The organism is Mesorhizobium sp. P3_B5, assembly GCF_056402815.1.
The window spans coordinates 672,951-692,539 of the sequence record NZ_JBFUGR010000001.1 but is presented as its reverse complement, the minus strand read 5'-3'; the positions used below and the strand labels follow the sequence as shown (position 1 = coordinate 692,539).

19 protein-coding genes are annotated in these 19,589 nt (G+C 64.2%); 4 read left to right on the top strand and 15 right to left on the bottom strand.

What is annotated here, in order from left to right:
* Window positions 1-10: 10 nt before the first annotated feature.
* The 8 genes from AC1DVW_RS03395 to AC1DVW_RS03360 all read right to left on the bottom strand — a co-directional run bounded on the left by AC1DVW_RS03395 (window position 11) and on the right by AC1DVW_RS03360 (window position 8,975).
* Window positions 11-1,627 (bottom strand): WD40 repeat domain-containing protein, encoded by a 1,617-nt coding sequence (locus AC1DVW_RS03395; RefSeq protein ID WP_477321135.1) that lies wholly within the window; start codon window positions 1,625-1,627, stop codon window positions 11-13.
* A 112-nt stretch (window positions 1,628-1,739) separates the two neighbouring features.
* Window positions 1,740-2,510 carry an exodeoxyribonuclease III gene (gene xth, locus AC1DVW_RS03390; RefSeq protein ID WP_477321133.1) on the bottom strand — a complete coding sequence of 257 codons (771 nt, stop codon included), beginning with the start codon at window positions 2,508-2,510 and terminating at the stop codon, window positions 1,740-1,742.
* 67 nt (window positions 2,511-2,577) lie between these two features.
* Window positions 2,578-3,231: an alpha/beta hydrolase family protein gene (locus AC1DVW_RS03385; RefSeq protein WP_477321131.1), complete on the bottom strand. Its 654-nt coding sequence runs from the start codon at window positions 3,229-3,231 to the stop codon at window positions 2,578-2,580.
* A gap of 232 nt (window positions 3,232-3,463) precedes the next feature.
* The gene (locus tag AC1DVW_RS03380) at window positions 3,464-4,570 is read right to left on the bottom strand and encodes a tetratricopeptide repeat protein (RefSeq protein WP_477321129.1); all 1,107 of its coding nucleotides are present in this window, start codon (window positions 4,568-4,570) and stop codon (window positions 3,464-3,466) included.
* Window positions 4,567-5,469: a non-homologous end joining protein Ku gene (gene ku / locus AC1DVW_RS03375; RefSeq protein ID WP_477242353.1), complete on the bottom strand. Its 903-nt coding sequence runs from the start codon at window positions 5,467-5,469 to the stop codon at window positions 4,567-4,569. The genes AC1DVW_RS03380 and ku overlap by 4 nt, the downstream gene beginning before the upstream one ends.
* A 304-nt stretch (window positions 5,470-5,773) precedes the next feature.
* Window positions 5,774-6,061, bottom strand: coding sequence for a GIY-YIG nuclease family protein (locus AC1DVW_RS03370; RefSeq protein WP_477243098.1), 288 nt, complete (start codon window positions 6,059-6,061; stop codon window positions 5,774-5,776).
* 159 nt (window positions 6,062-6,220) lie between these two features.
* Window positions 6,221-8,719, bottom strand: a complete 2,499-nt coding sequence (gene ligD, locus AC1DVW_RS03365) for a DNA ligase D (RefSeq protein WP_477321127.1) — start codon at window positions 8,717-8,719, stop codon at window positions 6,221-6,223.
* A gap of 31 nt (window positions 8,720-8,750) precedes the next feature.
* The gene (locus AC1DVW_RS03360; RefSeq protein ID WP_477273895.1) at window positions 8,751-8,975 is read right to left on the bottom strand and encodes a hypothetical protein; all 225 of its coding nucleotides are present in this window, start codon (window positions 8,973-8,975) and stop codon (window positions 8,751-8,753) included.
* A 620-nt stretch (window positions 8,976-9,595) separates the two neighbouring features.
* Between AC1DVW_RS03360 and AC1DVW_RS03355 the strand changes: the two genes are divergently transcribed.
* Together AC1DVW_RS03355 and AC1DVW_RS03350 are read left to right on the top strand one after the other, a co-directional pair.
* Window positions 9,596-10,603, top strand: coding sequence for an aldo/keto reductase (locus AC1DVW_RS03355; RefSeq protein WP_477321125.1), 1,008 nt, complete (start codon window positions 9,596-9,598; stop codon window positions 10,601-10,603).
* A gap of 107 nt (window positions 10,604-10,710) precedes the next feature.
* A complete protein-coding gene (locus AC1DVW_RS03350; protein WP_477321123.1) occupies window positions 10,711-11,208 on the top strand; it encodes a GNAT family N-acetyltransferase in 498 nt (165 codons plus the stop codon).
* An 84-nt stretch (window positions 11,209-11,292) separates the two neighbouring features.
* Here AC1DVW_RS03350 and AC1DVW_RS03345 read toward each other — a convergent pair whose 3' ends face one another.
* Window positions 11,293-11,535 carry a hypothetical protein gene (locus AC1DVW_RS03345; protein ID WP_477321121.1) on the bottom strand — a complete coding sequence of 81 codons (243 nt, stop codon included), beginning with the start codon at window positions 11,533-11,535 and terminating at the stop codon, window positions 11,293-11,295.
* Window positions 11,536-11,848: 313 nt separating this feature from the next.
* Between AC1DVW_RS03345 and AC1DVW_RS03340 the strand changes: the two genes are divergently transcribed.
* Complete coding sequence (locus AC1DVW_RS03340) at window positions 11,849-12,382, top strand: Hsp20/alpha crystallin family protein (RefSeq protein ID WP_477321119.1); 534 nt, start codon at window positions 11,849-11,851, stop codon at window positions 12,380-12,382.
* Window positions 12,383-12,418: 36 nt separating this feature from the next.
* Here AC1DVW_RS03340 and AC1DVW_RS03335 read toward each other — a convergent pair whose 3' ends face one another.
* Window positions 12,419-13,048: a glutathione S-transferase family protein gene (locus tag AC1DVW_RS03335; RefSeq protein ID WP_477321117.1), complete on the bottom strand. Its 630-nt coding sequence runs from the start codon at window positions 13,046-13,048 to the stop codon at window positions 12,419-12,421.
* Between the two features lie 70 nt (window positions 13,049-13,118).
* On the bottom strand, window positions 13,119-14,543 hold the full coding sequence (locus AC1DVW_RS03330; protein WP_477321115.1) for a LuxR C-terminal-related transcriptional regulator: 1,425 nt from the start codon (window positions 14,541-14,543) through the stop codon (window positions 13,119-13,121).
* A gap of 62 nt (window positions 14,544-14,605) precedes the next feature.
* Between AC1DVW_RS03330 and AC1DVW_RS03325 the strand changes: the two genes are divergently transcribed.
* A complete protein-coding gene (locus tag AC1DVW_RS03325; RefSeq protein ID WP_477242335.1) occupies window positions 14,606-15,016 on the top strand; it encodes a hypothetical protein in 411 nt (136 codons plus the stop codon).
* Between the two features lie 11 nt (window positions 15,017-15,027).
* Here AC1DVW_RS03325 and AC1DVW_RS03320 read toward each other — a convergent pair whose 3' ends face one another.
* The 4 genes from AC1DVW_RS03320 to AC1DVW_RS03305 form a co-directional block, all read right to left on the bottom strand.
* Window positions 15,028-16,035 (bottom strand): LacI family DNA-binding transcriptional regulator, encoded by a 1,008-nt coding sequence (locus AC1DVW_RS03320; RefSeq protein ID WP_477321592.1) that lies wholly within the window; start codon window positions 16,033-16,035, stop codon window positions 15,028-15,030.
* Between the two features lie 139 nt (window positions 16,036-16,174).
* A complete protein-coding gene (locus AC1DVW_RS03315; protein ID WP_477321113.1) occupies window positions 16,175-17,182 on the bottom strand; it encodes a zinc-dependent alcohol dehydrogenase family protein in 1,008 nt (335 codons plus the stop codon).
* 31 nt (window positions 17,183-17,213) lie between these two features.
* Window positions 17,214-17,984 carry an L-iditol 2-dehydrogenase gene (locus tag AC1DVW_RS03310; protein ID WP_477321111.1) on the bottom strand — a complete coding sequence of 257 codons (771 nt, stop codon included), beginning with the start codon at window positions 17,982-17,984 and terminating at the stop codon, window positions 17,214-17,216.
* Window positions 17,985-18,203: 219 nt separating this feature from the next.
* Window positions 18,204-19,517: an ABC transporter substrate-binding protein gene (locus AC1DVW_RS03305; protein WP_477321590.1), complete on the bottom strand. Its 1,314-nt coding sequence runs from the start codon at window positions 19,515-19,517 to the stop codon at window positions 18,204-18,206.
* Window positions 19,518-19,589: the final 72 nt, after the last annotated feature.

Sequence of the window (19,589 nt, the reverse complement as noted above, 5' to 3'; positions counted from 1 at the left end):
GAATGTCGCACTACTCCGGCGCTCCCGCAAACAGCACCACGCCGTCGCCGCCCGCCCCCGGCCAGTCCCTGATGGTGCGGTCGTAGCCGCCGGTGAGCAGCGTGCCGTCAGCGGCGAAAGCGACCGAATAAAGCGGCCCGGTGCCGGGATCAAACTCGGCGATCTCGGCGCCGGTGCCCATGTTCCAGAGCCGCGCCGTGCCGTCGAGTGAGACCGAAGCCAGGCGCTTGCCGTCGGGGGATAGCGCGATTTCGTAGACGGTACCGGAATGGCCCTCGAAGCGGCGGACTTCCCTGAAGGTGTCGAGATCCCAAAGCTTGATCGTGTAGTCGCCGCTGCCGGTCACCACATGGTGGCCGTCGGCGGTGAAGACGGCGCCATAGGTGCCTTGCTCATGGCCGTGCCAGCTGCGCAACTGCTTGCCTGAAACGATGTCCCAGAGCTTCAACTCGCCGTCGATGCTGCCGGAGATGGCGTGCGTGCCGTCGGGCGAGACGGCGACGGCGCTGACCGACCAGTCGTGGCCCGGCAGCACATGCAGCACATTGCCCTTGTCGATATCCCAGACGATGACGGTGCCAGTGTCGTGACCGCTGACGGCCAGCTTGCCGTCCGGGCTGATCGCCAGGTTCCTGACGCCGCCATTCGCCCCAGAGGAAAAGACGTGCAGCACCGCCCCATCCGAAAGCTGGCGTAACACGATCTCGCCATCGTCGCCCGCGGTCAGCGCCTGCTTTCCGTCGGGCATGAACAGTGCTGTGCGCGCCATGTCCTTGTGGACGCCGAGGTTGCGGATCAGCCGCTTGCCGTCCATGTCCCACAGCTTGATCAAGTGGTCGGTGCTGGCGCTCATGATCGAGTGCCCATCAGGCGCCACCGCCAGCCAGACGACGGCATCGCGGTGGCCTTCGGGTTGCGTCGGCAGCGGTGGCGGAGCAGGAGGCAGCGGCGCAACGGTTGCTGGCAGAGCAGGCTCAGGCGGTGAGGCGGGAGGGGCAAGCGCGACCTCCGGTGGCGGCGCCGGCACTGCGGGTGCCGCAGGTGGCTGGGCAGGCAATGGCGCCGGCTGAGCCGGCACCGGCTCCGGCGGTTTGGCCGCCAGTTCGGGCGGTGGCGCGGCTAGGTCGGGCGGCGGGGCGGCTGGCGGCGGCGCCGGGGCAGCGACCGGCGGCGAAGTTGGGGGAGCCGGCGGTGTCACCGGTTCCGGCGCCGGCGGAGCGCTGGCGACATCCTTGGGTTCATTGGGCTTGGGTTCGCTGGGGGCGGCCACCTCGCCCGAGCCGGCGCGATGGGCCAGCCACGGGCCGACCGCGTTGACCAGCAGCGCCAGCACGGTGATCGCCGGCAGAATTAGGAAGGCCCGCCGCAGGCCTGGTCTGCCGGGGTTTTGCAGCTCGGCCCCTCGGCCAAACAGCGGCGCTCCGGCCTGGTGGTTCGGGCGGCCCGGCAATAGGCCGGCCAGGAACAACAGCGCGCCGATCAGGCAGGCAGCACCCGCCACCAGAAACACCACGAGACGCACTGATGCGAAGGACATGCCCGCATCGTGCTGCGCCAGACGCGCCATGGCCAAACTGGCGACGCCGATCGCCAGCAGGAGAACCGCAAGCAGCCTGTCCCTGTTCATCGGGCTTCCCCCCTCGGCACTTCGCTCATCATGCAGCCCAGCCGGAGCTACCAGCGAACATGTATCGCAAAATGCCGCGCGCGAAAGTGGTCGAGATCACGTGCGCGCTGGCCTACTTCAACTCCACCCACACCGGCGCGTGGTCGCTGGCACCGTCTTGCCCGCGAACATCGCGATCGATGCCGGCGGCAGTGAGGCGGCGCGCCAGCTTCTTCGACAGCAGGATGTGGTCGAGCCGCAGGCCGGCGTCGCGCGGCCAGCGGTTGCGGCGATAATCCCAGAATGTGTAGAGCGTCTCCTTCGGATGCTTCTTGCGCAGCGCATCAAGCCAGCCCTGCTCAAGCAGACGAGCGAAGGATGCCCGGCTCTCCGGCTGCACCAGCGCGTTGTCGTCATAGGAGCGGGTGGCATAGATGTCGCGCGGCTCGGGCACGATGTTGTAGTCGCCGGCCAGCACCACCGGCAGGCCGGTGTCAAACAGCTGCCCGGCATGCGCTTCCAGCCGCTCATGCCAGGCCAGCTTGTACTGGAATTTCGGGCCGGGCTGCGGGTTGCCGTTCGGCGCATAGAGGCAAGCGACGACAAGGCCGCTGACCGCTGCCTCGATGTAGCGGCTTTGTTTGTCGGCCTCGTCGCCGGGCAGGAAATCGCGGGTCAGAACGGGTTCCGAACCGCGCGCGAGTATGGCGACACCGTTCCAGGTCGGCTCGCCCTTCCACACCGCGCCATAACCGGCGGCGGCAAGGGCTGAGCGCGGAAACTGCGTATCGCGTGCCTTGAGTTCCTGCAGGCAGACGATGTCGGGCTTGGCCACCGCCAGCCATGCCAGCAGATTTTGCAGGCGGCTGTTGATGTTGTTGATGTTGAAGCTGGCGATCTTCATTTGCCGGATACGCCTTTCACTTCGTCATCCTCGGGTCTGCCCGCGTCGCTTCGCTCCTTGCTCCGCCCTAGGATGACGAAGCCGATGGCCGCGCCAGCTTGGCTTTCACCGCCTCGGCCAGTGTCTTCAGATGATCGGCGGTGGAAAAGCCGGAGAGCGCCTTGCGCGGCTTCAGATCGTGGTCGCCATCCTCCAACCAGATCACCTCGATGGCATCGGAAAGATCATAGGTCGCAACCTCTTCCCTGGTACCGAACTCGTCGCGCGTGCCCTGGAAGATTAAGGTCGGCGTCTTGAGGTCGGCGAGATGTTTAGTCCGGAGCTGCTCGGGCTTTGCCGGCGGATGGAAGGGATAGCCGAGACAGATCAGGCCGGCGATTTCGCCCTTGGCAAACATCTCGTCGGCGACCATCGAAGCGACACGCCCACCCATCGACTTGCCGCCGATGATCAGCGGGCCGCTCACGCCCCTGCCCCTGAGGTCGGTGATCGCCTTGATGTATTCCGGGTTCACCGTCTCGGCCCGTGGCGGCGGCTTGCGGTGGCCGTAGCGGCGGGCGGCCATGTAGTGGAATTCGAAGCGCGCGACCTGGAAGCCGGAAGCGGCGAGCGCCTTCGCGGTGGCGGTCATCGAGGGAGAGTCCATCGAGGCGCCGGCGCCATGGGCGAGCAGAATGGTGACCGGGGCGGTGTCGTGGCCGTCAAAGAGGAAGGTGGTCATGGGGAGACCTTTCGCGCGACGGTGACGCTGCCGATCTCCCCCCTCGTGGGGGAGATGCCCGGCAGGGCAGAGGGGGGCGCGAAGGAACACCGGCCTTCGCTCAAATCTCTTCGGGACGAGACGCTTTGAAATGGGCCGATCTGTCGGCGGAACAGCGCCCCCCTCTGTCCTGCCGGACATCTCCCCCACAAGGGAGGAGATTGGCTGTCATTCCGGCCTTCGCCAACCATCGCTACCCCGCCGTCCGCGTCGCCTGCAAATCGACGAACTGTATCCCCTTGGCCGCCATGCGCGCCCATTCGGAGTCGCCGTCGAGTTCGAGGTAGCGCACCCAGTGGCGGCGGGCCTCGGGCAGATTGCCGGCGTCGAATTCCAGCCTTGCGAGGTTGAACACCGGATCGGCATAGGTCTTGTCGAGCGCGATGGCCTTTTGCAAATGCCGGCGGGCGGAAGCCATCTTGCCCTCGTCGCTCATCAGCCCGGCAAGGTTGAACCAGGCTTCGACGAAGGCGGGGTCGAGTTTTATGGCGCGGGCGTAGTCGTGCGCGGCCTCCGCCACGTGGCCGCCGGCGCGCAGGCAATTGGCGCGGTTGAAGGCGGCGATGGCGTCGCTCGGGTCGATGGCCAGGCAGCGCTGGTAGAGCGTCGCGGCCTGATCGTGATCGCCCTGCTCTTCCGCCGCCTCCGCCGAGGCAAACAAATCTTCCAGCGCGTCGTCATCGGCAGCGCCCAGATCGAACAGCAATTGCCCGTCGATCTCGCTCTGGCCGCCTTCGAGGTAGATCGCGTCGGCGCGCCCATGCTGCGATCCGACATTGAGCGACTTGGCGGTCAGCGAGGCGACCGGACCGGAGCGGTGCACGGAGCGGGCGATAGCGCCCCATGAGGCGCCGCCGGCGGTGAGCCCCGCATATTTGCGGGCGAGGATCAGGTCGCGGAAGGAGTACGGTTCGCTGTCATGCTCGAAGGCGTCGAATAGCGACAACAGGTCGAGATCATCCGCGGCGAGCCGCGACTGATCGATGAGAGATTGCCGCGAGAGCGCCGACGCCTCCGGCGCCTTGATCAGCCCGAGCAGGCGCAGGAACCCGTTCTCGCTGAGAAGCGTGCGCCCGGCGGCGCGCTCGGCGGCTACGCGGCGCGCTATCTCGGCATCGCCGGCCTTGGCCAGGAAATTGCGGCCGAAGACAACATGAGAGGTGCGCCGGGTGACGCCGCGCCGCAACTGGCCGTGCTGGCGCTCGACCTCGCGCGCGGCCAGCCGCAGCGGAAACGCCGCCAGCGCGCCAATGGTGCCGAAGACGGCACCGGGTGTGACTATACCGGTGGGCGCCGTCACCCTTTGCTCTTGCCGACGGCCTTGAGCAGGTTGGCCTTGAGCGGATTTTCCTTGGGCGCGGCCTTGGCCTTGGCGGCAGGCTTCGCCTCGTCATCGGCCTTGCTCTTCGACTTGGCCGGCGGCTTCGCCGCCTGCGACAGGCTCGCCTTCAGCGCGTCCATAAGGTTGATGACATTGCCCCGCTCGGGTGCTGCCGCGATGATCGGCTTGTGACCTTTGAGCTTCTCGCGGATCATCGCCATCAGTGCGATCTCATAGCGGTCCTCATAGTCCTTCGGATCGAAGGTGGTTTCCTTCTGCTTGATCAGCGCCTCGGCCAGTTGCAGCATTTCGGCCTCCGGCTTGCCGGCCGGGATGTTGCCGAAATACTCAGCTGTGCCACGCACTTCGTTCGGGTTCCTCAAGGTGCAGACGAACATGCCGTTTTCGCGCGCACCGATGGTCACCACGCGTTCGCGGCTCGACAAGACGAGGCGGGCGATCGCCAGCTTGCCGGATTTGCGCATGGCCTCGCGCAGCACGGCGAAGGTCTCTTCCGCCATAGCGCCGTCCGGCGCCAGATAGTAGGGCGCGTCCTGGTAGATGACATCGACCTCACCCTCGTCGACAAAGGCCTCGATGTTCATCGTGTGGTTGGATTCGATGCGCACCGCGTCGAGATCGGCATCATCGATGATGATGTACTGCTTGTCCTCATACTCGTAGCCCTTGACCAGGTCCGAGCGCTCAACCAGCCCGAGTTCGGGATCGACCGGCTTCATGTTGATGCGGTTATGGGTCTTCTTGTGCAGCTGGTTGAAGCTGATGCGCTCGCTCGTCGTCGTTGCCGGATAGAGCCGGACCGGACAGCTGACGAGGCTGAGCTTGAGGTAACCTTTCCAACTTGCCCTGGGCGCCATGAAACTCTCTCCTACGCAAACTGCTGCAGCTGTCTTTCGTCCGAAGGACGTGCGGCGCTGCGGAAATCCTACATGCCTGCCGACAATACCGGCAAATCCCTAGCGAAATCTTCCATGAACGCGCCGGGGTCGCCGGAAGGCCCGGCGGCGCAGAATAATTCAAATTGTCGGAAGCGTCGATGGAGGTTGAGGAAGCGGCCGTCCTTCCCTTCGTCATGCTATGGCGAAGCAAGGAGCGAAGCGACGCGGCGCAGACCCTAGGATCCATGCCGGGACGCGTAAGCGTTACAACGGTGGGGAAAGTTCACCATCCAGTTCCCCGAAAGAGTTCGAACCAGTCTGGATTCGCCTTTTCGATCAGGTCGATCTTCCATCGGCGCGGCCAGCGCTTCAGCGATTTCTCCCGCTGGATGGCGTCGGTGATGTCGAAATATTCCTCGTACCAGACCAGTCGCTGCACACCGTAGATACTGGTGAAGCGCGAGCCTTGGCCTGACTTGTGTTCGGGCATGCGCCGGCCAAGGTCGTTGGTACCACCGATGTAGATTGTGCCGCGTTTCTGACTCGCGGTCATGTAAACGTAGCCGGTCATGTGGTCACGATAACGAATGGCACGATCGCCAACCATCCTGATGAGCGGCATTCTAGGGTCAACGTCACGGCATGGATCCTAGGGTCTGCGCCGCGTCGCTTCGCTCCTTGCTACGCCCTAGGATGACGAATGTGAGAGGGTCGCGCCATCACGAATGATCTACCGCGCGGTCCCAAACACCGGCAAATCCCGGGCGAAATCCTCGATATCCGCCCAGGGATCGCCTGACGTCGCCAGCAATCCCGGCAGCGAGGAATAGTTCAGATCCTGTGGCGCATCGATGGATTCGAGATCGCTCCAACTCACCGGGGTCGAGGCCGGCAGATTGGTGCGGGCGCGCAGCGAATAGGGCGCGGCGGAGGTGTGGCCGCGTGCATTGCGGTGATAGTCGATGAAGATGCGCCGCTTGCGGTTGTCCTTGCCCATGGTGGTGGTGAAGGTATCGGGCGCGCTTGCCGCCAGGCGCGTGGAGATGGCGCTGGTTGCCTGGTGCAGTTTCTTCCAGTTCTGCTTTTGCGTCACCGGCACCGTGATGTGGATGCCCGAGCCACCGGAGGTCTTGGCGAACGGCACCAGGCCAAGCGCTTCCAGCTCGCTGCGGATATGCACCGCGGCCTCGACCACTTCGCGCCAGGCAATGCCCTCACCCGGATCGAGGTCGAAGACGATCTGGTCGGGCTTGTCGAGGCTCAAGCGATGCGTGCCCCAGGTGTGGAACTCGACGACGCCGAACTGCGCCAGCGCCAGATAACCCTTGGCACCTTCGACAGAAAGGTAGGATTTGGTTTCGTTCTCGGAATTGGTTGCCTCAAATGTCACCACCGAGGGCGGCATGCCGGTGAAGGCATGGCGCTGGAAGAAACAGTCCTTTGGCAGGCCGGTCGGGCAGCGCACCAGCGACACCGGACGTCCCAGAATGTGCGACAGCATGAAATCGCCGACCAGCGCGTAGTAGACGGCGATATCGAGCTTGGTCGGTCCGGTCTTGCCGAACAGCCGCCGCTCCGGATTGGTCACCCAGATGGTGGCAAGGTCGGCCTCGGCGATCAGCCGCTTGCGTTTTGGCGCGACCGGTGTCGACAGCCCGACATCGCGCAAGCCGCGAAATACGCCGTGGCGCAGCGCATTGTCGGCGGTGCGGTTGGCATAGTGGATGCGCGCCGACAGTAGCGGCCGCACCCAGTTCATCTCGCGCATGATCTCGCGCGGCACGCCCTCCGGCGCAGACGCGCCTTCGCGCAGCGGCTGCAGCCGGGCGAGCAACGCGCCTGACGTGGCAGCGTCGAAGCCGGTGCCGACCTTGCCGCGATAATGCAACTCACCATCCTCGAATTCCGCCATGCCGAGCGCCGCCAGCCCTTCGGCCGCATCGGAGGTGGTGTAGCCAGCAATGACGAAGTCGCCCTTCTGCAGAGCCTTGGTCTTGGTCCAGCTCCTGGTGCGGCCGCTCTGGTAGATCGCGGTTGCCCGCTTGGAGACGACGCCTTCCAGCCCCAACTCGGATGCCTGGTCGTAGAGCCCCTGCCCGCTGCCTTCGACATGATCTGAGAACTGGATGGCGGAGTTGGCGCCGAGGCCGGACAGCAGTTGCGCCAGCAGCGCCTTGCGCCTGATGAGCGGCGCTTTTCTCAGGTCCCAGCCGTCGAGGTGCAACAGGTCGAAGGCGTAAAAGTGCAGCTTGCTGCCGGCGCCTGCGGCCAGCGCGTCCTGCAGCAGCGCAAAGCGACTGATGCCCTTGGCGTCGAGCACCATGATCTCGCCGTCGATGAAGGCATCGCGGCACGGCAGTTTGGCGAAGGCGTGCGGCAGGTCGCCATAGCGCTTGGTCCAGTCGATGCCGCCGCGGGTGATCAGCTTCACCTCCCCGTCGCAGACATGCGCCATGGTACGGTAGCCGTCGAATTTTATTTCGTGCAGCCAGACTTCGCCTGTGCGGTCCCCCGGGTCGTCGCCGCCCGGCGGCTTGGCGATCTGGGAGGCGAGCTGCGGCTCTATGCGAGCAGGCGCCCCCGCCTTGACCGCGCCGGGCAACGCGCCGGGCTTCAACGCCACGGGCTTGCCGGGCTTGCCAGGCGGTTTCGGCGGCGCCACCAGCTCCTCGATGCGCAATCCGGATTTGACGCTTTCCGGCCGCGCGGCAAGGATGTCCAGCGCGGTGTCGGCGGCGAGGTCGCGCTCCTTGAACAGCAGCCAGTTCTTCTTGTTCTGGTCCTCGCCGGGCTTGGGTTTCAACCTCGTCAGCATCCAGCCACCATTCAGCTTTGCGCCAGCGAGGCGAAACTTGAAGGCGCCGGTGCGCAGGCTTTTGTCGACATCGTCCATCGGCGCCCAGGTGCCGGTGTCCCAGACGATCATCGGCCCGCCGCCATACTCGCCCTCGGGAATGACGCCCTCGAAGTCGACATATTCGAGCGGATGGTCCTCGGTCTCAACCGCCAGCCTTTTGTCGGCCGGGTTGAGCGATGGACCGCGCGGCACCGCCCAGCTCTTCAAGACGTCGCCCACCTGCAGGCGCAAATCGTAGTGGTCTGATGTGGCGTGGTGCTTGTGGACGACGAAACGATTGCCGTCGCCGTCAGCCAGCCCACCCGCCGGTTCGGGCGTCTTCGAGAATTCGCGCTTGGCGCGATAGGCCCTGAGTTTCGGCGGGGTGGTCATGTCCGCATGCTAGGCGGGATGCGGCGGCTGCTCAATCGTCGGTGGCCGGCGTCAGCTCGAGCTCGGCGGGCGACAGGCCGCCCTGCAACTGGCTGAGCCGAAATTCGTCGACCCAGTACGCCTCGCCATCGACCAGCACGCGGGCCGAGTAGGCGCCACCGGAAAAGCTCTGCGCGGTGATGTAGACCCTGTGGCGGTCGAGCGCCTTGCGCACCGCGGCGCGCTTGGAATTCTGGCTGGTGGCGGAACTGGCCATGACTTGCTCGTACACATGCAGCCGCAGGACAAGCGGCTATCTAGGATGGCCGAGAGCGGCTGTTCTGTCAATTTTCGCGGCAATCGCGCCGCCCCGCATCGCCCTGTCGGGCACATCTGACGCGCAAGCAATGAAGGTTGCGGGTGGTCCACGTCGGAGCTGTTTTCAGCTTTTCAGTTCGGCCCGGACCACCCGCCCGCCTTGCGTCCTTCCCAAGACAGTTGACCAGATAGGTGCACCGGCGCGAACACGCCTTGATCAGGATCAAATGGCTGCAAACAGGCCGGGTTGGACATCAATGATGGCGAAGCGGCCGCTCACCTGCCGGCGCGAAAAAGCCCGCCGCCTTTCGGCAGCGGGCTTTGCAATGGCAGCGATTATGTTCCGCTGCCCGACAAGAACACGAGCGCAGTGATGCGGGTGAGAAGCTGACGCTTGTCGAGCGTCGGCTTCTTGTAAATCTTCTTCATCGGTACCCCCAAAGCCCAAATGGCCGCCGGCAAAGGGCGCTCGCGGCCGGACTTTGTCAAGGAGACGGCAGCGCGGCCTCCAGATTGGCGGCTTTGGAAACTGAGCGCGCGCCCTATATTGTCCTTTCAATTCACCTGGAGACCACACCAATGACGCTCGGCACTCGCAAACTTGGCAGCCAGGGGCTGCACGTCTCCTTGATCGGCCTCGGCTGCATGGGCATGAGCCAGTCCTATGGCCCGGCAGACGAAGCGGAATCGATCGCCACGCTGCACCGTGCCATCGAACTCGGTTGCACCTTCCTCGACACGGCTGAGGTCTACGGTCCCTTCATCAATGAGGAACTGGTCGGGCGGGCGCTGAAAGGCCGGCGCGACCAGGTGACGATCGCCACCAAATTCGGTTTCCGCATCGAGAATGGCAAGCAGGCCGGCACGAAGCGCGACAGCCGGCCGCAACATATCAGGGAGGTGGTAGAAGCTTCGCTCGGCCGGCTCGCCACCGACCATATCGACCTCCTCTACCAGCACCGCGTCGATCCCGACGTGCCGATGGAGGATGTCGCCGGCGCGGTCGGCCAACTGGTCGCCGAGGGCAAGGTGCGCTTCTTCGGCCTGTCGGAGGCAGGTGCGGCCAACATCGGCCGGGCGCACGCCGTGCACCCGGTGTCGGCCGTGCAGAGCGAATATTCGCTGTGGGAGCGCAATCTGGAGCCCGAGATCATCCCGCTGCTCAAGCAACTCGGCATCGGCCTGGTGCCGTTCGCGCCGCTCGGCCGCGGTTTCCTCGCCGGCGACGTCAAGCGCGCCGAGGACTATCCCGAGGGCGATTTCCGGCGCGGCGACCCGCGCTATCAGGGCGAAAATTTCGATGCCAATGTCGCGGCCGCCTCCACGGTGCGCGACATTGCGACGGCCAAGGGCGTCAAGCCCGGGCAGATCGCGATCGCCTGGCTGCTACACAAGGGCGGCGATTTCGGCATCGACATCGTGCCGATCCCCGGCACCAAACGCAGAACCTATCTCGAGGAAAACATCGCGGCGGTCGCGATCGAACTTGATGCCACAGAAATGCTGGGGCTCGACATGGCGCTGGCGCCAGGCAAGGTGGCCGGGCCGCGTTACAACGAACGCGTCATGACGACGATCGATCGGTGAGGGCCTGGCTGCCCTCGCCCCTCCCCTTGTCTTCGCCGGCCTTCGTCTTGTCGGCAAGCAGCGCGTGAGGCGGTGAATTTCGAGACAATCCGGAACAGGAGCAGACGATGACGCAGATCAGGGCGATGACCGAACAGGATGTAGCGTCGGCCTCGCGACTCCTGGGCGGATCCTGGCGCCGGACCTACTCGCCGATCCTGGGCGCCGAGACCACGGCGCGGCTGTCGGATGACAAGCACGCGCCGGAGCGGCTGGCGGCGGAGTTGCGCGACGACAACAAGATGTCCTTCGTGGCGGAACGGCTCGACGGCTCGATCGCCGGCTACGCGATGGCGGCGATGGACGACAAGGGCGACGTCATGCTCGACCGGCTTCACATCGACTCCGGCGAATTCGGCACCGGCTTGGCGGCCGACATGCTGCACGCGGTGCTTGCTGCCCATGCGGGCATTGCGAGCATCGCGCTGGAAGTGATCGAGGGCAACGACCGGGCCATCGCCTTCTACCGCAAACACGGATTTCAGGTGGTCGAGAAGCGGGCGGCCGCGCATGGCGTGGGAGGCCACGCGTCGCTGATCATGCGCAGGCTGCTGTCGAGGGCGTAGAAAAGAGGAATAGGGCGGTAGGTATGCGCGGTTCCGCGCCACCTTACTCCCCTGCTCCCTACCCCTTATTGGCCTGCTCCCGTACTACTCGAACCCAGGAGCCGCGCTCGCCGATTGGTCCTCGTCCTCCGGCGGGTCGAGGATCTCGATCAGCCGCGCCACCCTGGCGCCCGGCAAGGGATGGCCCTCATTGACCAGAGCCTCGTCGGCGCCGATCCAGGCGAAAGCCTCGCGCAATTCCTCGAGGCTGGCGCCGGTCAACGCGATGTCGGCGATGATGGCCTCGTCCACAGGCCCCAGAACCGAAATGATGTCATTGCGTGTCATGGTTCTCCTCCGTGCCCGACGCAAGGGTGCCGGCCCAACTCCGTGGAGCACCCAGCCGGAGACGGCATCGGGGATCAAATCTGCCGCTGGATGGAATCTGGGTCTTGACTTCGCGCCGACAACCTCCAAATCGACATTTGCCGGTTTGCCGAACGGAACCGGCGCAGGGCGTCGGCTCCTTGGCCGCCCGGCTTCGAGCCCGGAGCAGCGGCACGGTTCGACTTGAGAGTCTGCGGATCCAGGCTGAACACACGGATGCGGGGGGTGCCGGCATCGCCTGATGTGAACCAGTCGAGAAAAGGAGACCAATGACATGGCTATTCGTGATCTCATGCCCTGGGGCCGGGAAGGCAGTCAGGCCCCGAACTTCTATCGCGAAGGCGAGCGCGATCCTTTCATGACGCTGCATCGCGAGATGAACCGGCTGTTCGACGATGCGTTGCGCGGCTTCGACACACGGCTGCCGTCGCTCGCCCGGGCTTTTGGCGCAAACGCCAGTTGGCCGAGCATGGAAATCTCCGACGGCGAAACCGAGATCCGCGTGACCGCCGAAATCCCGGGCATGGAGGAAAAGGATGTTGAGGTGATGCTCGATGACGGCATGCTGACGCTGCGTGGCGAAAAGCGCGCCGAGACAGAGGACAAGGACAAGCAGTTCTCCGAGCGCTTCTACGGCCGCTTCGAGCGACGCATCCCGCTCGGTACCGAAGTAGAGGAGGACAAGGTCCGCGCCGCCTTCCACAATGGCGTGCTCACCGTGACGTTGCCCAAGACCCAGCGTGCCCAGACCAAATCCAGGCGCATTCCAATCGGGGGCAGCGCCGGAACCGGCAAGAGCAAGCACTGACAATATTAGCACCGGGCGCTTTGCGCGCCCGGCTGCTCACCCGCCGGAATGCGGGTCGATGCTGTAGGGATGCACCGGATAGTCCGGACCGATGGTCTCCAGCACGCGATCAACCCAGGCCATGAGCATCGGGTAGTCCGCGAGAGAGAAACCGCAATCTTCGGCCCGGTGACTGTAGGCGTAGACGGCGATATCCGCGATGGTCAGATCGTTGCCGACGAGGAACGGAGTGGCGGCGAGGCTGCGCTCCAGCGCGGCCAGCGTGCGCACGCCGGCTTCGCGCTTGCCGGCAACTATTGCCTGGTTGCGCTCGAGCCTTCCGGTCAATGTCCAGTAGCGCAGCGAGCCGATGACCGGCTCGACATGATACTGTTCGAAGAACAGCCACTGCATGATTTTGGCGCGCCGATAGAAGTCTGCCGGCAGCAAGGGCGTCCCCTCGGCAACATAGGTCAGGATCGCATTGGACTCAGCGATGGCGCGCCCGTCGTCGAGTTCGAGCACGGGGACGGCACCGGCCGGATTGAGCTTCAGGAAGGCGTCGGTGTGGCTCTCGCCCTCGAAGATCGAGACCATTCGGCTTTCGTAGGGAATGTTGAGCAGCCCGAGCAGGACCCTGGCCTTCCAGCCGTTTTGCGACGGCAGATAATCATGAAGCGTGAGCATGGAGACCCTCTTCTGCAATAGGGCCGGGTTTGCATACTGCGCCGGCGCGCACCACCCGATTCTTGCGGCTCTATCCGAGTTTTGCCAGCTTTGCGGCCTGACGAATGGCCTCTGCGGCATCAGGGTTGGTGACGGGGTAGCCGGCGATGAAGCGCTCGACTGAAAACTCCGGAAACTCTGCACGGAGCCGAGCGGCAAACACAGCTGCCTCCGAGCCATCCCCGACCGCCGTGTGCGCCAGCGTCAGGAACATCAGTATGTTGGGGGAATCCGGCGCGCCCCTCCGGAGCGATGCGATGGCCTCGCGATGCCTGCCGGCGGCGAACAGGATGCGGCCCTGCATGCCGAAATACCAGGACGGCGCAAGCGGGTTGAGGCGCATGGCGCGTTCCATCAGCGGGATCGCCTCGGCTGGATCGCCGGCAACCAGCGCCCTGCTGCCGGCCAGCAACGCCAGCGTGTCGGCATGGTTGGCACCGTATTCGAAGGCGCGCTGGTACGCGCGCTCCGCCGCCTCGAGATCGCCAAGGCATCCCATGAGGTCGCCCAGGCAAGTCTGGACTGTGCTATCCATCGGGTCGAGCCGAAGCGCATTTTCGACAGCCGCACGCCACCTCTCGACACCCCCCTTAAGATCGCCACAGAGACCGTGGCAGGACTGGATCGAATAGGCATAAGCGAGCTCGATCCAACCCCTGACCAAGGTGGGATCGAGTTCGAGCGCCCGTGAGAACAGGCGGATCGCCTCCGCATTGCCGGCACGGCTGAAGGTGTTGTGCTGTTCGGCACCAAGCAAATAGAGATCATAGGCGCGCAGGCTGGCGGGCGGCTTGCGGCGAACGGCGTTGCGGCCGACGGTAGCAATCGCCCCACAACATCCAGCCAGCACGTTGATGACGCTTTCGGTCAGGCTGTCCTGTAGAGTGAACACGTCCTCCAGCGGGCGATCGAAGCGATCGCTCCACAGGCTGACGCCGTTCTGAGCGTCAGCCAATTCGATCGTCAGTCGGACCTGCCGGTCATCCGCCCGCAGCTGGCCCGAGACGATATAGGTGGCGCCAAGCGCCTTGCCGTCGGCGGCGAAGTCGGCGGGCTTGCTGCCCAGCGACTTCATGGTGTGGAAGGCGATGACCGGTAGATCGGCATAGCGCGCGAGATCGATGCTGATGTCCGACGATAGGCCGTCGGCGAAGCGACGCCAGCGCTCTTCGGCATTCAGGCATTCAATTGGGAATATGGCGAGTACCGGCGAGGCGCCGAGCAAAGGTGACAGCACGGCGCGCGCGGCGCCATTGATGTGCGAGGCAAGCGCGATCTTGTTGTTGACGCCGAGCTTCTCGTAAATCGCGGCGAGATGAGTCCGGACCGTCGAAGGCGCGATAAACAGCGCTTTGCCGATCTCGCGATAGGTCAGGCCCGAGGCAAATCTCTCCGCCACCGCGCGCTCGCGGTCCGATAGCGCTTCGGTCGGTGAAGACGTCGCGATGCGGTTCATCGAGAAGTTCCGTGCCATCGGATAGGCATGGTTTCAACTGCTACGGCAGCAAAATACTACAAATGCAGGAGGCAGAATACCGCACCTGCCCGATGCCACCTCAGGTGAACGCGATGCAAGCTCATCGCACGCAGCTGCAAGCCGCGTTCAGCCGAAGGGAGGTTTCGATGCGTCCTGTTGCAATAGTGCTGGCATGCGCGATCCTGGGTTTTTCCGCCGCCCCGTCGCCGTCAATCGCAAGCGGATGCAGGCAGCTGCTGGAGTCGGATGTGAAAATTGCCAGCATGCGTGCCTATGCCGACATCCTGGCCAATGCTGCTCGCAACGGCTGGGATTACACGCCTGAATCGATCGTCAGCGGCTCAAAGCGGCATTTCGAGGAATTGAAGGTCCAATTGATCGCCGTCGGCTATGAGATCGTCCCTGTCGGCACGCACCCGTATTGCGCTCGGAGCAAGCTGGCCGCCGGCTAGCCTTCCCCGCCTCAAGCCGAACTGCGCAGCATCAGCTCCGCGTTGAGCAGAATGCGACCATTTGCTGGTTTGGCTGAGGATTTTTCATACAGCCGCTCCAGCAGCAGCTCGATGGCCAGGCGACCGATCTCGTTGTAGTTCTGCGCCACTGTCGTGATCGGTGGGCAGGCGTAGCGCGACAAGGGGTGGTCGTCATGTCCGGCAACCCTGAGGTCGCAGTCCGCGCCGTGGCCGACCTTCAGGCCCAGCTGATAGGCGGCGGCGATGACGCCGAAGGCGACACGGTCGTTGGCGCAAAGCACCGTTTTGGTCGGAAAGCCTTGTGACTTCAGGATACGAAGCGCTTCGTCAAAGCCGAACTTTTCGAAATCCCATGACCGTGTGTCGGCGACGGCCACGATTTCAGGCGTCATCTTCAACTGCTGCATGGCCTCGACATAGGCGCCCTGCCGCGCCGAGGCGTTGTTGTTGACCAGCGGCATGGCGAAGTAGCAGGGCGGCTCGCCGGACCGGCAGAGATAGTCGACGATCAGCCTGAAGCTCTGCCTGTTGTCGGTGCCGACGAATGACGAGGTCTCGTCGAGCGGCGAGTCGACATAGATCAACGGGATGCTCGACCCGAGTTCGGCCAGGATGCGGTGATGGGACTGCACGCCGAGCGGCGCGATGATGGCGCCGGCGATGTTCATCGATTTGAATGTCTGGATCGCCTGGTCTTCCATCTCGGCGCGTCCGTCCGAGGAGAGTACAAACGCCAGGAAACCGGCTTCGTTGGCGATCAGCTCGATGCGGCGCGTCAGCGCCATGTAGAACGGATCGGTCGAATTCGGAATGATGACGCCCAAAATGTTGCTGCGGCGGCGGTTGAGATTGACGGCGAACATGCTCGGCCGAAAATCGGATTTCTTCAGCGCCGCCTCGATGGTGCCGCGCGTGTTTTTCCTGACCGAGCTGGGGTCGTTGAAATATTTGGAAACCGTCGTGCGAGACAGACCGACAAAGGCCGAGAAGTCCTCCATCGTCCTTATCGTCTTTGCCATTTGCCGGCCCCCTGTTCGACCTTCCTTGTCTACGTGAGTCACCATCTTGCGCAAAGCAGCAAGGTTTCACCCGTGGTAGAGCCAGTTTGCCGGTTCATGATGTGCCGCGCATCCTCGCTCAAATGCCTGCGGAAAACTGTACTTTCATCGTCGCCGGGTCGCCGCCGGCTTTGGCGAAAAACGGCAGCAGTTCGGAAAGCGGCAATTGGTGGCTGACCAGCCGCGCCATCGTGCCGTCGTCGTGTTTGAGAATATCGAGCGCCTGCGGAATGTTGCGATTCAGCGAATGCGACCCCGCCAGTTTGATCTGGCGGCGGAAAATTTCGAACGGGGCGACCGAGATCCTGGCATCGGGCGCGCAGACGCCAAAAACCAGCGCGGTGCCGCCATCGGCGGTGAAGCCGATCATGCCCTCGACCACCTTGGCGACGCCGGTGGCGTCGGCGACGAAATCGAAGCCCCGCGCCCGTGCCGACAGCGCCTGCGATCCGGACATCAGCGGCTCCAGGCCGAGCGCTTCTGCGAAGGCAAGCCGGGGCTCGCTGATGTCGGCAACCGCAACCTTTGCCACCCCTCTCGCCTTCAGCGACAGCGCAAGCAGCAGGCCGATCGGCCCGGCGCCGAAGACCAGCGCGGTGCCGGGCATGCGCTGCTCGATGCCGGCGGCGCCGAGGCCGTTCAGCACACAGGCGAGCGGCTCGGCAAGGGCTGCGGTGGCGAAACCAAGATCGCCTATGCCGTGCAAATGGTCGACGGCAACCAGGCTGTACTCGGCGAAGCCGCCATCCGCGGTGACGCCATAGGCTTTCAGGCTGGCGCACAGATTGGTGAGGCCCTTGCTGCAGGCCGGGCAATGCCCGCACGGGATGTTGGGATCCACGGCGACCCGGTCGCCCGGCTTGACTGTGGTCACATCCTCGGCGACCGCCTCCACCGTGCCGGCATATTCATGACCGGGGACCAGTGGAAACGCGCCCTCCCCGTATCGGCCATGCAGGACCTCGATGTCTGTGTGGCAAAGCCCGGCCGCGCGGACCCGCACCAGTGCATGTCCCGGCTTGACCCTTGGCAGGTCCAGCTCCGCCATGCCGGCAACGCCCGCTGCGGTAAATCGGATGGCCTTCATCTCAGTCTCCTTGACGAAGCGGCTCGGCGCCTCAGCTCATCCAGTTGCCGCCGTCGACATTGTAGGTCTGTGCCAGGATGTAGTCGCTGTCGGACGAGGCCAGAAACACGGCGAGCCCGGCGATGTCCTCGGGGTTCGCGAAGCGGCCGATGGGAACGGATTTGGCCACGGCTGCCTTCTTCTCGCCCGGCTTCAGGCCCTCCCAGCGGGCGAAGTGGGCGTCGACGACATCCCAATGCTCGCCGTCGACGACGCCGGGCGCGATGGCGTTGACGTTGATGCCGTGCTTGACCAGGGCGAGCGCCGCCGACTGGGTCGCCGAAATGATCGCTGCCTTGGAGGCGCAGTAGAGTGTCACCAGCGCCTCGCCGCGGCGGCCGGCCTGGCTCGCCATGTTGATGATCTTGCCGCCGCGGCCGCGGGCAATCATCACATTGGCCACGGCCTTCATCATGAACAGCGGCCCCTTGAGATTGATGGCGAAGACGCGATCGTAGCTCGCTTCGGTGATCTCGGTGATCGGCGCCATGTCGAAGATGGCCGCATTGTTGACGAGAATGTCGATGCCGCCGAAATCGCGGTCGACCGCGGTCACAGTCTTGTCGATCGCTTCGAGGTCGGTGACGTCGAGCTTAACGGCGCGGGACGAAGCACCGATCGCGGCGGCCGCCCTCGTCGCGCGCTCGATGTCGATATCGGCAATCACAACGGTGGCACCTTCGCGCGCATAGGCTTGCGCGAAGCCGAGGCCGATGCCGCGCGCACCGCCGGTTATGAGGGCAATCTTGTTCTTCAGTCTCATTTCAAATTTTTCCAGCGTTTTTCAAAAAGATGTACCGCCAAACGGCGGCCAGCGCGACGTCATCAGATGCATGGCCCGCCTCGCCAGGCGGGCGGTTTCCAAGGAAAGCACGGACCCGCTGTGGACGGGTCCGTGCATCCTCCGGGCCTGCTGCAACGGGAGGTTTTTTCAGGCCCGGATCGCCCGGGACGGCACGCTCCGTCCCGGGCTTGAACGCGCCTATTTGATGTAGCCCGCCTCCGTCATCGTCTTCTCCACCGAAGCCTGGGCGCCGTTCAGCACATCGTCAACCGACTGCTGGCCGGTGACCGCGGCGGCAATCGCCTGGCCGACCTCGGTGCCGATGCCTTGGAATTCGGGGATGGCGACGAACTGGATGCCGGTATAGGGAACCGGATCCTTGGTCTGCTTGGTCGGATCGGCGGATTCGATCGCCGAAAGCACCGTCGCGGCGAAGGGTGCTGCCTTCTGGTAGTCGGCGCTGGCATAGGTGGACTTGCGCGTTCCCGGAGGCGCCGCGACCCAGCCTTCGGTCTCGCCGACGCGCTGGACATAGGCTTTCGAGGTCGCCCATTTGACGAAGGACTTTGCGGTATCCGCCTTCTTGGTCGAAGTCGGGATGGCCAGGCTCCATGCCCAGCCCCAGGCCGAGCCGTTGGGCGTGACCGCCACCGGCGCCTTGGCGAAGGCAACCTTGTCGGCGACCTGGCTCTGCTTCGGGTCATAGACACGACCCGCCGCGGACGTGGCATCGATCCACATGGCGCAATGGCCGGAGGCGAACAAAGTCTGGTTCTCGTTGAAGCCGTTGGAGCTGATGCCCGGAGGTCCATCCTTCTTCATCGTGTCGACATACCAGCCTATCGCCTTCTTCCACTCGGGCGAATTGAGCTGCGGCTTCCAGTCCATGTCGAACCAGCGGCCGCCGAATGTGTTTATCAGGGTGCCGAGGAAGGCCATGTTCTCACCCCAGCCCGGCTTGCCGCGCAGGCACAGACCATACTGCTCCTTCGACTTGTCGGTGAGCTTGTCGGCGAATTCCGTGATCTGGTCATAGGTCGGCTGCTCCGGCATCTTCAGGCCGGCGGCGTCGAACAGGTCCTTGCGGTAGAGCGTGAATGAGCTTTCGGCGTAGAAGGGTACGGCGTAGAGGTTGCCGTCGACGGTGAGGCCACTACGCACCGGCGCGATCAGATCGTCGTAGTCATAGTCGTCGCCGAGATCATTGAGCGATGTGAGCCAGCCGCTCTTGCCCCAGATCGGGGTCTCATAGCCGCCGATGGTCAAGACGTCGAACTGGCCGCCCTTGGTGGCGATGTCGGTGGTGACCCGCTCGCGCAGCACGTTCTCCTCGAGCACCACCCAGTTGACCTTGTTGCCGGTCGCCTTCTCCCATTCGGGCGACAGCTTCTGCATGATGATCATGTCGCCATTGTTGACCGTCGCAACCGTGATCTCCTCGGACAGAGCGGCACCGGCCGTCAGCGCCAAAGCTGCGACCGACAGGCCAAGAATTCCCATACGCTTACCAATTGGCATTTCGTCTCCTCCTTTACGAATGCGCATGTGTAAGTGAACATGCGTGTATATTTTATTGCGCTTGAA

What these genes read in the sequence shown, in the direction of transcription:
- AC1DVW_RS03395 (WP_477321135.1), bottom strand. Translation starts at nt 1,627, where the DNA reads ATGAACAGGGACAGGCTGCTTGCGGTTCTCCTGCTGGCGATCGGCGTC.
- xth (WP_477321133.1), bottom strand. Translation starts at nt 2,510, where the DNA reads ATGAAGATCGCCAGCTTCAACATCAACAACATCAACAGCCGCCTGCAA.
- AC1DVW_RS03385 (WP_477321131.1), bottom strand. Translation starts at nt 3,231, where the DNA reads ATGACCACCTTCCTCTTTGACGGCCACGACACCGCCCCGGTCACCATT.
- ku (WP_477242353.1), bottom strand. Translation starts at nt 5,469, where the DNA reads ATGGCGCCCAGGGCAAGTTGGAAAGGTTACCTCAAGCTCAGCCTCGTC.
- AC1DVW_RS03370 (WP_477243098.1), bottom strand. Translation starts at nt 6,061, where the DNA reads ATGACCGGCTACGTTTACATGACCGCGAGTCAGAAACGCGGCACAATC.
- ligD (WP_477321127.1), bottom strand. Translation starts at nt 8,719, where the DNA reads ATGACCACCCCGCCGAAACTCAGGGCCTATCGCGCCAAGCGCGAATTC.
- AC1DVW_RS03360 (WP_477273895.1), bottom strand. Translation starts at nt 8,975, where the DNA reads ATGGCCAGTTCCGCCACCAGCCAGAATTCCAAGCGCGCCGCGGTGCGC.
- AC1DVW_RS03355 (WP_477321125.1), top strand. Translation starts at nt 9,596, where the DNA reads ATGACGCTCGGCACTCGCAAACTTGGCAGCCAGGGGCTGCACGTCTCC.
- AC1DVW_RS03350 (WP_477321123.1), top strand. Translation starts at nt 10,711, where the DNA reads ATGACGCAGATCAGGGCGATGACCGAACAGGATGTAGCGTCGGCCTCG.
- AC1DVW_RS03345 (WP_477321121.1), bottom strand. Translation starts at nt 11,535, where the DNA reads ATGACACGCAATGACATCATTTCGGTTCTGGGGCCTGTGGACGAGGCC.
- AC1DVW_RS03340 (WP_477321119.1), top strand. Translation starts at nt 11,849, where the DNA reads ATGGCTATTCGTGATCTCATGCCCTGGGGCCGGGAAGGCAGTCAGGCC.
- AC1DVW_RS03335 (WP_477321117.1), bottom strand. Translation starts at nt 13,048, where the DNA reads ATGCTCACGCTTCATGATTATCTGCCGTCGCAAAACGGCTGGAAGGCC.
- AC1DVW_RS03330 (WP_477321115.1), bottom strand. Translation starts at nt 14,543, where the DNA reads ATGAACCGCATCGCGACGTCTTCACCGACCGAAGCGCTATCGGACCGC.
- AC1DVW_RS03325 (WP_477242335.1), top strand. Translation starts at nt 14,606, where the DNA reads ATGCAGGAGGCAGAATACCGCACCTGCCCGATGCCACCTCAGGTGAAC.
- AC1DVW_RS03320 (WP_477321592.1), bottom strand. Translation starts at nt 16,035, where the DNA reads ATGGAGGACTTCTCGGCCTTTGTCGGTCTGTCTCGCACGACGGTTTCC.
- AC1DVW_RS03315 (WP_477321113.1), bottom strand. Translation starts at nt 17,182, where the DNA reads ATGAAGGCCATCCGATTTACCGCAGCGGGCGTTGCCGGCATGGCGGAG.
- AC1DVW_RS03310 (WP_477321111.1), bottom strand. Translation starts at nt 17,984, where the DNA reads ATGAGACTGAAGAACAAGATTGCCCTCATAACCGGCGGTGCGCGCGGC.